Annotated in this window: 10 protein-coding genes and 1 pseudogene; 4 read left to right on the plus strand and 7 right to left on the minus strand. The window is 62.2% G+C overall.

Annotation, left to right across the window (positions count from 1 at the left end; genetic code table 11):
- Positions 1-14 precede the first annotated feature (14 nt).
- The 5 genes and pseudogenes from N2600_RS24180 to N2600_RS24200 form a co-directional block, all read right to left on the minus strand.
- A pseudogene (locus N2600_RS24180) lies at positions 15-342 on the minus strand (TfoX/Sxy family protein).
- 3 nt (positions 343-345) lie between these two features.
- Positions 346-1443 (minus strand): DUF917 domain-containing protein, encoded by a 1098-nt coding sequence (locus tag N2600_RS24185; RefSeq protein ID WP_222387239.1) that lies wholly within the window; start codon positions 1441-1443, stop codon positions 346-348.
- On the minus strand, positions 1424-2749 hold the full coding sequence (locus N2600_RS24190; RefSeq protein ID WP_260297614.1) for a Zn-dependent hydrolase: 1326 nt from the start codon (positions 2747-2749) through the stop codon (positions 1424-1426). Before N2600_RS24190 ends, N2600_RS24185 begins: the two co-directional genes overlap by 20 nt.
- Entirely contained in the window at positions 2746-4125 is a 1380-nt protein-coding gene (locus N2600_RS24195; protein WP_222387241.1) for a dihydroorotase, read from the minus strand. Before N2600_RS24195 ends, N2600_RS24190 begins: the two co-directional genes overlap by 4 nt.
- 97 nt (positions 4126-4222) lie before the next feature.
- Complete coding sequence (locus N2600_RS24200) at positions 4223-5791, minus strand: aromatic amino acid lyase (RefSeq protein ID WP_222387242.1); 1569 nt, start codon at positions 5789-5791, stop codon at positions 4223-4225.
- Positions 5792-5954: 163 nt separating this feature from the next.
- Here N2600_RS24200 and N2600_RS24205 point away from each other — a divergent pair.
- Positions 5955-6900, plus strand: a protein-coding gene (locus N2600_RS24205) for an IS630 family transposase (RefSeq protein ID WP_222282285.1) whose coding sequence is annotated in 2 segments (ribosomal slippage) — positions 5955-6293 and positions 6295-6900 — 945 coding nt in all. Because the reading frame shifts where the segments join, the coding sequence is not laid out codon by codon here.
- Between the two features lie 147 nt (positions 6901-7047).
- On the opposite strand, the gene ubiB is transcribed toward N2600_RS24205, so the two are convergent.
- Together ubiB and ubiE are read right to left on the minus strand one after the other, a co-directional pair.
- Complete coding sequence (gene ubiB, locus N2600_RS24210; RefSeq protein ID WP_222292447.1) at positions 7048-8622, minus strand: 2-polyprenylphenol 6-hydroxylase; 1575 nt, start codon at positions 8620-8622, stop codon at positions 7048-7050.
- A gap of 62 nt (positions 8623-8684) precedes the next feature.
- Complete coding sequence (ubiE, locus tag N2600_RS24215; protein ID WP_222292450.1) at positions 8685-9461, minus strand: bifunctional demethylmenaquinone methyltransferase/2-methoxy-6-polyprenyl-1,4-benzoquinol methylase UbiE; 777 nt, start codon at positions 9459-9461, stop codon at positions 8685-8687.
- Between the two features lie 149 nt (positions 9462-9610).
- Between ubiE and mutM the strand changes: the two genes are divergently transcribed.
- The 3 genes from mutM (at position 9611) to rpsT (ending at position 11798) form a co-directional block, all read left to right on the plus strand.
- Positions 9611-10516 carry a bifunctional DNA-formamidopyrimidine glycosylase/DNA-(apurinic or apyrimidinic site) lyase gene (mutM, locus tag N2600_RS24220; protein ID WP_260109922.1) on the plus strand — a complete coding sequence of 302 codons (906 nt, stop codon included), beginning with the start codon at positions 9611-9613 and terminating at the stop codon, positions 10514-10516.
- Positions 10517-10553: 37 nt separating this feature from the next.
- A complete protein-coding gene (locus tag N2600_RS24225) occupies positions 10554-11327 on the plus strand; it encodes an enoyl-CoA hydratase (protein WP_260109923.1) in 774 nt (257 codons plus the stop codon).
- Positions 11328-11519: 192 nt separating this feature from the next.
- Positions 11520-11798 carry a 30S ribosomal protein S20 gene (gene rpsT, locus N2600_RS24230; protein ID WP_003556028.1) on the plus strand — a complete coding sequence of 93 codons (279 nt, stop codon included), beginning with the start codon at positions 11520-11522 and terminating at the stop codon, positions 11796-11798.
- Positions 11799-12652: the final 854 nt, after the last annotated feature.

The following is a 12652-nucleotide window of genomic DNA, read 5'->3' on the forward strand; positions in this document are numbered from 1 at the left end:
GGTTCCTCGTTTTGCTACTTGCTCGGCAGCGATTCCACATAGGCGAGCGCCGCATCGAGCAGACGCCGTCTCAGGGCATCGTCGCCGTAAACTTCGGCACCGCCTCGCACCCAGCCATGCATCACCCGTTCGCCCGACAGCATCTGGATCACGCCTGGCAGTGCCAGCGCCCAGCCGTCATTGCCCTTGCCGAGACGGATCAGCATGCCGTCATGGCGCGCGCAGCAGAGAAGATTGCCGTTCAGCATGAAGGCCCAGCCGCCGAACATGGATTTTTCGGCAAGACCCGGCCACGCCGAGTTCCTCACGCATCAGTTCTTCAAGGCCTGGATCACGCGCCACGGCTCAGGCCCTCGTTGCCAGTGCATAACGTGCGATCTCGATCCCCATCGCCTTTTCGACGACAGGATAGACGGTTGGATCGAGCACGCTTGCCGATAGCGGAATGATCTCCATCGGCACATGCAGGATGAAGACATGCATGCCCTCCTTGAGTTGGCCGACGCTGAGCGGCTCGCCCTCCGGTGAAAGCGTGGTGATCACCGCGGGGAAGGTCGCAAGCCTTTTGCCATCCGCATCGTCCACCGCCATATATTCGTTCATCACATGCAGCGTCACCGATTTTTCGCCCGCGCCGACGGTGATCGTACCGATGTCGAAGGCTTCCTTGGTGTAGACGACGTCCTTGCGGGTAATGACGCCCTCGGCAAGGATATGTCCGCCCGTCGTCTTGCAGATCGCGTCGATGACGGCAGATCCGCCGCGCTTCTCCGCCGCGATGATCGCCTCGCCGAGTGCAAGCGCCATCGAGATGCCGCCGAGCGCCGCATGGCTGCGGACATAGGAGGCCCGGAGCGGATTGCGGCAGCTGGCGATGAAGCCGCCGGATTGGTCGGCGGCGGCGCGCAGCACCGGCGAGATCTTTGCCGTCGCCCCTTTCACCACCAGCTCGATGTAACGGTTCTCAGCGCGATTGCCGCCGACAGCGGTCTGGATCATCGGCTCGGGCGAACCGGCCATGCCGATCGACCCCATGTCGCCTGTCGGATGCGCGCGGATGTCGCCGACCGCGTCGACCACCTTGGTGCCGAGGATTGCCGACGGCAACCAGCCGTTCAGCGTCGAGGATTTGCCGTTCTGGCCGATGATCAGCCCGGAAAGCTTTTCGCCGAGCGCCTCCTGCAGCAATTGCACCGCCTTCACATAGTCGATGCCCTGCATTTCCCAGGGCGTCGTGGAGGCCGGTGCGCCGATCGCGGCTGCGGTCGCAATCCAGTCCTCGTCCTGCAATTCGTCGATCGAGACAAGCTCCGGCTTGCCGACATTGACGGCGGCAAGCCCAAGCATCCGCCCGTGATCGGCCCAGCCGCCGCCGCCGGCGGCATAGACGGAGCCGCCCTTGACGGCAGCTTCCACGTCCTTCTCAACGAGTATGCGTCCCATTCGCCTTCTCCTGATTCAAGCCCCTGTCAATCAAGCCCCTGTCAATCAAGCCCCCGTCAATCAAGCCCTTGTCCATCTCGCGCACCGCCTCGAAAAGCACGGCGGCGCCGAGTGCGATATCGTCATTGTCTGCCCACTCGTCGGCCGAATGGCTGCGGCCGTCCCGGCAGGGCACGAAGATCATCGCCGCCGGCGCCACCTTGGCGATCCAGGCCGTATCATGCCCTGCGCCGGAGGCCATGCGCCGATGTTTCGCGCCGACCCGTTCGCAGGCAGCCTCCAAGATCGACAGCAGCCCGGCATCGCCAGGTGTCGGCTGATTGTCGGAAACCCGGTTCGGCGTTTTGATCGTCACGCCATAGGCCCCCGCCAGCTTTTCGACATGGCCGTCGAGCCAGCGGCAGAATGCCTGCATGTCGGCGCGGCTTTCGGCACGGCCATCGATCAGCAGCACCACCTTCGAAGGCACGACATTGGCGGCGTTCGGCTCGATCCTGAATTCGCCAACCGTCGCTGCGAAATGCCCCGGCGTTTTGGCAAGCTCGGCGGCGGCATTGCGGATGTCGAGCACCAGCTGTGACGCCGCCACCAGTGCGTCCGCCCGGCGGTCCATCGGCGTCGTGCCGGCGTGGTCGGCCCGCCCTTCGACGGTGATCTCGATGCGGGTGATGCCCGATATCGCAGTGACGATCCCAACATCCTCCTTTTCGGCTTCGAGCACCGGGCCTTGTTCGATATGAAGCTCGAGAAAGCCCGCTATATCGGGTCTGTTCTGCTGCATCAGCACGTCGGGTCGGCCACCGACCTCGGCGATGCCCTCGGCCAGGTCGCGCCCGTCGCTGACACGCGAAAGCCAGGCCTCCGGCAGTTGGCCGGTCATGCCGCGGCTGCCGATGCAGGACACGCCGAAGATGCTGACCTCCTCAGCAAGGAAGTCGACGATTTCGAGATGGTGATCGAGCTCGATATTCTGATCGCGAAGCGCGCGCACCACCTCCAGCGCCGCAATTACCCCGGCAATGCCGTCAAAGCGGCCGCCGTCCGGCACCGTGTCGGAATGCGAGCCGGCCATGATCGTGCCGAGCCACGGCTTCCGGCCTGTCCGCCGGCCGACCAGATTGCCGGCGGCATCGATCCGCGTTTCCAGTCCCGCCGCCTTCATCCGCGCTTCGATATAGGCCCTGCCGTCGAGGAAGAGCGGCGAGAAGGCCCGCCGCGTCCAGGGATGCCCCGGCTCGGTGATCCCGGCCAGCGCCTCGATATCTTCAGCGATCCGGCCCGCATTGACGGGTAGATTGCGGCTCATGCTTCAGCTCCCGCAATGACTTGGCGCGGCAGCGGCCGCACGAACCTGCCGGTGCCGGGCTTGGCCAGCACCTTGGCACCCTCGGCGATCTTTTCGCCGCTGAGGTAGGTGGCCGAGACGGTCCAGGGCAGGCGGATGCCGTTATAGGGGCTCCAGCCGACGACATTGTTGCCGCTCGCGGCGGCGTCATAGACGCTGTCGCGCGGCTCGAGCACGACAATATCGGCATCCTTGCCCGGGGTCAGCGCGCCCTTGATATGGTCGAGCCGGAAATGCTTCGCCGGGTTCTCCGCCATCAGCCTGGCTGCCCATGTCAACGGAATGCCGCGTTCGGTGGCACCTTTGACGAAAAGCGACACCATCACCTCGAGACCGGGAACGCCGGAGGCATTGGCGAGCATGTCGGGATTGGTCTTGCGGTTTTCCGACCAGCTGACGTGATCGGTCGAAACCAGCCAGACATCGCCCTCGGCCACCTTCCGCCAGAGCGTCTCCACCTCGGCGCGCGACCGCACGGGCGGATTGATCTTCGCCTTGCCGCCAAGGCGCTTCACGTCGTTTTCCTCGTCGAGCGTCAGATAGTGGATGCAGCATTCCACCGTCGCCGCAAAGCCGTCGCGGCGATAGGCGCGCGCAATATCGTAGCCGCGCCCGAGCGAGCAATGCACCACATGTGCCGGGCAGCCGGTATGAGCGCCCGTCTCGAAGATCGTATGCATCGCCAGCAGCTCGGTGATCGGCGGTCGTGACAGGCCGTGCGCCCGCCAATCAGAGATGTCGCTCGCCTCCACCTGTTCTATGTAAGTGCGCACCGCCTCCTCGTCTTCATTATGCACGCCCGCCGTCAGTCCCGTTGGCGCGATTGCCGCAAAGCAGGCGTCGAGCAGGGCCGGCGGAATGCGCGGAAAGCGCTTGGGGTCGGTACCGAATGTCGAGAATTTGAAGGCCGCAACGCCTGCCTCCACCATTTCACGGATCCGTGCGGGGCCTTCTTCCGGATCGACGGTGCCGTAAAGCGCGAAATCGACGCGCGCCTGCGGACCGGCGTGGTCGATCTTCCGCTTCACCGCCGCTGCCGAGCAGACGAGATTGCCCTCGTCATAGGGCATGTCGACAATCGTCGTCACGCCGCCGGCCGCTGCCGATCGCGTCGACCAGAGGAAATCTTCCTGGTCTTTTTGGGAAAGCGAATGCACCTGGGCGTCGATCGCACCGGGCAGGATCAGCGCTTTTCCGAGCAGATGCCGTTCGCGGCCCGCAGGCGGCACGCCGAGGCCGACTTCAGCGATTTTGCCGTCGCGCACGGCGACATAACCCTCGTCGAGAATGCGGTCCGGCAGCACCACCGTGCCCTGCAAAACGAGATCGAAATCCATGCCGCTTCCTCCCTAAACTGGATCAGACTGCCGGCTGGAGCATGATGTCGAGAAGTGTGAGCGGTTTTCGGACGGCATCATGCTCTAACTCTTTAATTTAGCTGGTCAGCCGCTCCTCGACACGCTCCTGCGACGCAAGGGCGAAGAAATCGTCGAAGGACGCGATCGGAACCTGATCGGTCAGCTTCGAAACGAAGTCGTCCGAACCAAGTTCCTCCTCAATTGCCTCGACCTCAGCCGAAAGCGGCCGGTCGACCGTATAGAAATCCGCATGTTTGCGCACGACCTCATAGAGCATGGCGGCGACGCCCTTCGGCTCATCGCCGAGAATGTCGATTGCCTGGGCAGACAGCAGCGCCTCGAGGGCTGCAAGGCGCTTCAGCGCCCGCATCTGCCGGTCGAAACGCTCGATAACGAGCGGCAAAAAGGCAGCTTCGTCCTCCAGCCCGGCCGCAACGACCAGCGACTGGGCCGACACGGGATTGGACATCGACAGCACACGCGAGAAGATCTCGCCGGCAAGTTTGATGATCGGCCCGAAACCGGTGGCAATCCGCCCCGGCGGCACGAGATTGACCGGCAGGTCGCGCCGCTGGCCGTTGCCGAGAATGACGCAACGGTTGAAGGCGTTGCGCGCTGCATGCGCCATGCAGAGTGCTGCCGATTCGAGCAGGATCGTCACATCGAGCGGAAGCGAACCGCCCGACGTCATCACACGGCCTTCGACCACGACGGGATTGTCGTCCGAGCGCCCGGTGGCGGCAAGGATCTTGTGGCCGGTCGATAAAAGGTTCTCGATCACCGCGCCGAACACCTGCGCGATCATGCGCAGGCTGAGCGGATCCTGCACATGCGTTGCGACGGGCCAGTTCCATTCGTCGGAGGCATTGCAAAGCCAGGCGCCGATCAACGCCTCGCGCGCCGTTCCGACATGCCTGACCGCCTTCCAGGGATCGCGGGAAGCACCGAGCGCGCCGGCCGCCATCATCGCTGTCGCCAGCAGGACGCGGATCGAGGCAGCAGCATTGCGCGTCGTTTCCGCCGCCGAGGCAAAGCTCACCGCATTGATGCTGAGCGAGGCGAGGCTGTCGCGCGGCGCCATCCGCATCGGTTCCAGCCCGGCCGCCCGGAAAGCCTCGGCCGCCTGCATCCGGTTGCCGCGATACATCGCTTCGCCGACGCCGGTCAGCACAGCGCCGATCTGTCCCATCAGACCGATATCCGCACAGCCGATCGAGCCGGTACGGCGCACGACCGGGATGAGATCGGCCTCGAGCATCCTGATATAGGCCTGGATCAATTCCGGCGTGCAGCCGACCTGGCCGGTCAGCGCCGTGTTGATACGGATCGCCATGGCATTGCGCACGATATTGCAGGAAAAGGGAGTGCCGGTGCCGAAATGGTGGGCCCGCACCAGGCCGAGATTGAAGGTGTCGAGTTCGTCGGCCGACCACTCCACGTCCTTCATGGCTCCGACGCCTGTCGTCGAGCCGTAAACGGGCATGCCGGAGGCAATCGCATCCTCGACGACCTCGCGGGCGATCGCGATGCGGGCCATGCCTGTCGCCGAAGCCGAAACCGCAGCCTTGCCCGCCCCGATCGTCACCATCTCGGCAAAACCGAGCGGTCGTCCGGAAAGTTCGATGCCAGGGCGTTCGTGCTTCATGTGCTGTGTCTCCCTAGAACAAGATGATTTTAGGCCGATCGGCCTAAAATCTGAATCCTGTTCTCAATTAGAGCGGGATTGTTTTAGTCGGAATCGGAACAGGGATTCCCTTTCTGGTGCAAATCAGATTCACCATTCTGGCCGGTGCAGGAGGCCGGTCTGGATGGCGAAACCTTTTTCGGATGATCTTCGGGAACGCGTTGTTGGCGCAGTAACGCGCGAGGGCCTGTCGTGTCGAGCGGCGGCAAAGCGCTTCGGCATTGGCATCAGCACCGCGATCGACTGGGTCCGGCGCTTGCGTGAGACGGGCAGCGCGGCTCCCGGCCAGATGGGCGGGCACAAGCCACGGGCGATCTCAGGTAAACATCGGGTCTGGTTGATCGATCGCTGCCACATGCAGGCGTTCACCTTGCGCGGGTTGGTGGCGGAACTCGGAGAGCGCGGCCTGAAAGTGGATTACAGCGCCGTCCGGACCTTCGTGCATGAGGAAGGGCTGAGTTATAAAAAAGACGTTGGTCGCCAGCGAGCGCGAGCGGCCCGATGTTGCCGCCCGGCGGGCGCGCTGGCTGAAGCATCGCCATCGCATCGATCCATCTCGCCTTGTCTTTATCGACGAAACCTGGACGAAGACGAATATGACGCCGCTCAGGGGCTGGGCGCCGCGCGGCGAACGGCTGTTGGGCCATGCGCCCTTCGGCCACTGGAATACCATGACTTTTGTCGCAGCCCTCAGGGCCGACCGCGTCAGCGCACCGTGGATCATCGACGGCCCGATCAATGGCGAACGCTTTCGCATCTATGTCGAGAGGGTGCTGGTACCGGAGCTCAAACCCGGCGACATCGTCGTCATGGATAATCTCGGCTCGCACAAGGCCGGCGCTATCCGTGCCGCCATCCGCAAGGCCGGCGCCAGATTGTTCTTCCTGCCGCAGTATTCCCCCGATCTCAATCCGATCGAAAAACTCTTCGCCAAGATCAAGCACGAGCTGCGCAAGGCGCAGGCTCGAACCCGACAGGCCATCGACGACGCGCTGGCAGCCACCCTTCAAACCGTCTCGCCGAAAGAGTGCCAAAACTACTTCAAGGAAGCCGGATATGAACGGACATAAAACAATCCCGCTCTAAAGAGTCAGAGCATGACGTCGCCCGAAAACCGCTCATACTTTTCGGCATCATGCTTTGACTGCGAGACTAAGCGAGCCCGCCGTCACATGGGATATCCCAAATCCCGAACACAGCATGTTTTTGGCAGGCGGTCAGCTCAGCATCCAGGCAATATAGAGAAGCGTCAATGCGATAACCCACAAAGCAATCTTGGCCGAGCGGTTGTGCCGCGCCTCGGCCTTGCCGATCGCTTCCGCCGTCTCAGCGTCGAAACGTAAGCCGTGCTCGCTCATATGCAGCAGCTGATGATGGAATTTTTCGGTCTTCGCTGCAATTTCCGGCACGGCTTCGGCGAGCTTGACCGCCGCCTTCAGCCCGTCCTTGAGATCGGTGGCGATCCGTTTCGGTCCGAGATTGGTACGGATCCAGTCACCGACGACAGGCTCGGAGGCCTTCCACATGTTGAAGCGCGGATTGAGCATGCGCGATACGCCCTCGACCACGACCATGGTCTTCTGCAACATCACCAGTTCCGGACGCGTCGCCATGTCGAAGAGCTCGGTCACCTCGAACAGCAGCGTCAGCAGCTTGCCCATCGAGATCGTCTCGGCCGGCTGTCCATGGATCGGCTCGCCGATCGCCCGGATCGCCTGGCCGAAGCTTTCGACATTGTGGTGGCCGGGCACATAGCCGGCCTCGAAATGCACCTCGGCGACGCGGATATAGTCGCGGGTGATGAAGCCATAGAGGATTTCGGCGAGGAACCGCCGTTCCTTCTTGCCCAGCCGCCCGACGATGCCCATGTCGACAGCGACGATCATGCCGCCCGCATCGACGAAGAGATTGCCCGGATGCATGTCGGCATGAAAGAAGCCGTCGCGCAGCGTATGACGCAGGAACGACTGGATCAGCGTATCGGCAAGCAGGTTGAGATCGTGGCCCGCCGCGCGCAGACCCTCGACATCGGACATCCTCGTGCCGTCGATCCACTCCATGGTGATGACGTCGCGCCCGGTACGCTCCCAGTCGACCTTCGGCACACGGAAGCCGGGATCCTTTTCGGTATTCTCGGCGATCTCGGAAAGGGCTGCCGCCTCCAGGCGAAGATCCATCTCCACCTTCGTCGTCTGCTCCAGCGTCTTCGTCACCTCGACCGGCCGCAGCCGCCGGCTGGACGCCAGGAAACGCTCCTGCATATGAGCAACGAGATACATTGCCTCGATGTCATGGGCAAAACGCTGGCGCACGCCGGGCCGCACGATCTTGACGGCGACCTTCTTCCGGCCCTCGGCGCTGTCGACCTCGGCCGGATGCACCTGCGCGATCGAGGCGGCGGCGATCGGATCGCCGAAGCTTGCATAGAGTTCGCCGATCGGCCGCCCGAGCGAGCCTTCGATATTGGCCTTGGCGGCTGCCGAGGGAAAGAAGGCCATGCGGTCCTGGAGCTGCGACAGGTCGTTGGCGAATTCGACGCCGACGACATCCGGCCGCGTCGCCAGGAACTGCCCGATCTTTACATAGGAAGGGCCGAGCCGCTCGACCGCCTTCGCCAACCGGTCGCTGCGCTTCTGATGCCGCGCCTTGCTTCGCTCGAAAATCGTGACGAAGGATTTGGCAAGCGCCACCGGCGGCGGCAATCCTTCGGAAGGAAGGGCTGACACGACACCCTCACGCACGAGCACCCAGCCGACGCGCCAAAGGCGGAAATATGCGCCGAAAGTACTCATGTTCTGTTTGATTCTCGCGCGACGCTATTCGAAAACCGCTCTACACTTTTCGGCGTCATGCGTCAGAGCTTCCAGCCGGAATGGAGTGCGGCGATGCCGCCGGTATAATTGGTGAAGGTGACGCGCGAAAAGCCGGCCTGGCGGATCATTGCCGCGAAATTCTCCTGGTTCGGAAACTTGCGGATCGATTCCACCAGATATTGGTAGGGTTCGGCATCGCCGGTGATCGCCTTGCCGAATTGCGGAATGGCATTGAACGACCAGGCATCGTAGATCTTGTCGAGAAGCGGCATATCGACTTCGGAAAACTCCAGCACCAGCAGCCGCCCGCCGCGCTTCAACACGCGATACGCCTCCGACAGCGCCGCATCGATCCTCGGCACGTTGCGGATGCCGAAGGCGATCGTATAGGCGTCGAAGCTGCCTGTATCGAAAGGCAGTTCCTCGGCATTCGCCTCGACGAAGGTGAGATTGCTGGAGAGCTTCTTCTTTTCTGCCCGCTCGGCACCGACGCCGAGCATCGAGCCGTTGATGTCGAGCACGGTGGCATGCGCCTGTCTGCCCGAAGCCTCGACGATGCGGAAGGCTATGTCGCCGGTGCCGCCGGCAACGTCGAGCACCTTGTAGCCAGGCTCCTTGCGCGGGTTCAGCGCCGAAATTATCGCGTCCTTCCAGGCGCGGTGCATGCCCATCGACATGACGTCGTTCATGATGTCGTAGCGCTTGGCGACCTTGTGGAATACCTTGTTGACCAGGCCCTGCTTCTGGCCATCAGGCACCTCGCGGAAGCCGTAGGAGGTCTCCATGCCGCCATCGGCGGAAGTGCGGCTTTCTGACATCAGACTGCTCCGTTCCTGAAGATTCGGGCGCCGCGGCCATAGCGAAAGACCGCGCGCGACGTTATCTATGGGCCGCGTTCTCCACGGCACACTGGCGCTATAGCGCACATCGTCGCCGGTTGAAACACGTTAGAGATAGATGGGTTAAGATGCCGGAATTGCCAGAAGTCGAAACGGTGAAACGCGGCCTGACGCCGGCGATGGAGGCCACCCGCATCACCAGGCTGGAGCTGCGCCGCGGCGATCTGCGCTTCCCCTTTCCCGACGCTTTCGCAGATAGAGTTTCCGGCCGCACCATCGTTGGCCTTGGCCGCCGCGCCAAATATCTGCTGGTCGATCTCGACGACGGCAACACGCTGATTTCGCATCTCGGCATGTCCGGTTCTTTTCGCATTGAGGAGGGCCGCATTGAGGAGGGAGCCGCCTCCGGCGTGCCGGGCGAATTCCACCATGCCCGCTCGAAGGACGAGAAGCACGATCACGTCGTCTTCCATCTGCAAGCCGCAAGCGGCCCGCGTCGTGTCATCTACAACGATCCGCGGCGTTTCGGCTTCATGGATATGGTGGGACGTGCCGATCTCGCAGCCCATCCCTTCTTCCGCGATCTCGGCCCGGAGCCGACAGGAAACGAGCTCAGCGCCGCCTATCTGGCCGAACGCTTCCGGGACAAGGCGCAGCCGCTGAAGAGCGCGTTGCTTGATCAAAAGAACATTGCCGGTCTCGGCAATATATATGTCTGCGAGGCGCTGTGGCGCGCGCATCTTTCGCCGATCCGCGCCGCCGGCACGCTGGTGACGGCAGGGGGCCGGCCGAAGGCGCAGCTCGACCTGCTCGTCGCCTCGATCCGCGACGTCATCGCCGATGCGATCGCCGCCGGCGGATCGTCGCTGCGTGATCACATCCAGACCGACGGATCGCTCGGCTATTTCCAGCATTCCTTCTCCGTCTATGATCGCGAAAGTCAGGCTTGCCGCACGCCCGGCTGCGGCGCTACGGTCGCCCGCATCGTCCAGGCGGGTCGCTCCACTTTCTATTGCGCCACCTGCCAGAAGTAAGCCTGCCAGAAGAAGAGTGAGAAACCGGGAGAAGAGCATGGCCTATGAGACCCTGATCGTCGAAACCCGAGGCAATGTCGGCCTCGTCACGCTGAACCGACCCCAGGCGCTGAACGCGTTGAATTCCACCGTCCTGAAAGAGCTGAAAGAGGCCTATGCCGCCTTCCACGCCGACCAGACGGTCGGGGCGATCGTGCTGACCGGCTCCGAGCGCGCCTTTGCCGCCGGCGCCGATATCAAGGAGATGCAGCCGCTTGAGTTCGCCGATATCTATAAGAGTGATTTCATCAGCGGCTGGGATGAGGTCGCCAAGGCGCGCAAGCCGGTGATCGCTGCGGTCAGCGGTTTTGCGCTCGGCGGCGGCTGTGAGCTCGCCATGATGTGCGATTTCATCATCGCCTCGGAGACGGCGAAATTCGGCCAGCCGGAAATTACCCTGGGCGTCATTCCCGGCATGGGCGGTTCGCAGCGGCTGACGCGCGCCGTCGGCAAGGCGAAGGCGATGGATCTTATCCTGACCGGCCGGATGATGAATGCGGCGGAAGCCGAACGATCGGGACTCGTTTCGCGTGTGGTGGCCCCCGAGCGTCTGCTCGACGAGGCTTTTGCCGCGGCCGAAAAGATCGCTTCGCTTTCGCGTCCCTCGGTGATGATGGCCAAGGAGGCGGTCAACCGCGCATTCGAGACGACGCTGGAGGAGGGCTTGCGTTTCGAGCGCCGCCTGTTTCACAGTCTCTTTGCCACGGACGACCAGAAAGAAGGTATGGCGGCCTTCGTCGAGAAGCGCAAACCGGCTTTTACGCACCGTTGAATGCTTTTCGGCGGTTGCCAGCGGTAAAGCTTGAAAATCCGCGTTGACGTGGGCCGGCTTTAGAGTTATATGCCCGCCCACGGTTCGGAAAGCCGGTTTGGTTTTCCGCGATTGCTCCCGCATTGCTGGATTTTGTGGCCGCAGGGCCCGCGGTAATGGCGGAGTTTGTTCGAATTCTTGAGAGAGGCATCCATGGCCAATACAACTTCGGCGAAAAAAGCGACCCGCAAGATCGCCCGCCGTACCGACGTCAATAAGGCTCGTCGCTCGCGCGTTCGTACTTTCGTTCGCCAGGTCGAAGAGGCCATCGCATCCGGTGATGCCGCCAAGGCGAAGGAAGCTTTCCTGGCTGCTCAGCCCGAGCTTGCCCGCGCCGCCAGCAAGGGTGTGCTGCATGCCAACACGGCATCGCGCAAGGTCTCGCGCCTGGCCGCTCGTGTGAAGGCTCTTTCGGTCACCACGACCGCGTAATCTTCCATTAACAACTTCTTCTTTATGATTAGCCCGGTAATTTTACCGGGCTTTTTCGATTCCGCCGATCGGCCCTGCATGGTTAATCTCACGACTGTTTCGTGTCAGCGCCATGACAGGAAATAATCTTTAAAAACAATGGCTTGCGCAAGGATGCTTTCACGCCGCGCGACTCTGCCCCAAGCTTCCGGGACCACAGGGGAGTCAAGAGGATTTTATTTTTTTTCTTTCAATGCGTGTCAAAATAGCCCGAACGGGGGAATCTCTTTGATTCAACTGCGATTCTTTTTTGACGCTGGTGTGACGCCCGAAAAGGGCAGGCGGAGTCAATGCCCGCCTGTTAATTTTGCGTAAAATTCATCGTTGATATTGCCGTTTGATCCTGCCTAAATGGCTTCCAACAAAGGGCGCGGACATCACCTGCAGAGGCTCGGTTTTAACTGCCACGTCGGCAGGGCGATGAGTTTGTGCCTTTTGTTACGGAGCCTTGCGCTTCCGTTTTTTCAAGCACTCGACGGATTTGAGCCGTAACGTGGCTGTTACGGAGCGGGGATGTTTTGTGCCTTCATTGGCCACACGTTTAAGGCGAGGCCAGCGGAGAAGGTTAAAGTTATATTGCGTTCGGGCTGGTCGGCCGAAAACGAGGTTCGACCGCCAGCCTGGCACGGAAAGCCGATGAAGGTTGCCGCATGAGCGCGCCACCTGCAACGGAGTTCTGCGCCGGTCCCTTATGGGGCAGTGTTTGAGTGAACCGGCAGGCGAGCGGCTCATGAGGATCCGTCAGCCCGCCAAAGCGGGGATGATCGGGCGGCCGTATTAGCGGATGCCGCCCGGTGGAATTGAAAGGCGGCATT

Origin of the sequence: Rhizobium sp. WSM1274, assembly GCF_025200775.1 — a bacterium.
GTDB lineage: Bacteria > Pseudomonadota > Alphaproteobacteria > Rhizobiales > Rhizobiaceae > Rhizobium > Rhizobium leguminosarum_I.

Bases quoted from the DNA above. Each gene is read 5' to 3' on its own strand.
- N2600_RS24185 (WP_222387239.1), bottom strand. From the start codon at position 1,443: ATGGGACGCATACTCGTTGAGAAGGACGTGGAAGCTGCCGTCAAGGGC.
- N2600_RS24190 (WP_260297614.1), bottom strand. From the start codon at position 2,749: ATGAGCCGCAATCTACCCGTCAATGCGGGCCGGATCGCTGAAGATATC.
- N2600_RS24195 (WP_222387241.1), bottom strand. From the start codon at position 4,125: ATGGATTTCGATCTCGTTTTGCAGGGCACGGTGGTGCTGCCGGACCGC.
- N2600_RS24200 (WP_222387242.1), bottom strand. From the start codon at position 5,791: ATGAAGCACGAACGCCCTGGCATCGAACTTTCCGGACGACCGCTCGGT.
- ubiB (WP_222292447.1), bottom strand. From the start codon at position 8,622: ATGAGTACTTTCGGCGCATATTTCCGCCTTTGGCGCGTCGGCTGGGTG.
- ubiE (WP_222292450.1), bottom strand. From the start codon at position 9,461: ATGTCAGAAAGCCGCACTTCCGCCGATGGCGGCATGGAGACCTCCTAC.
- mutM (WP_260109922.1), top strand. From the start codon at position 9,611: ATGCCGGAATTGCCAGAAGTCGAAACGGTGAAACGCGGCCTGACGCCG.
- N2600_RS24225 (WP_260109923.1), top strand. From the start codon at position 10,554: ATGGCCTATGAGACCCTGATCGTCGAAACCCGAGGCAATGTCGGCCTC.
- rpsT (WP_003556028.1), top strand. From the start codon at position 11,520: ATGGCCAATACAACTTCGGCGAAAAAAGCGACCCGCAAGATCGCCCGC.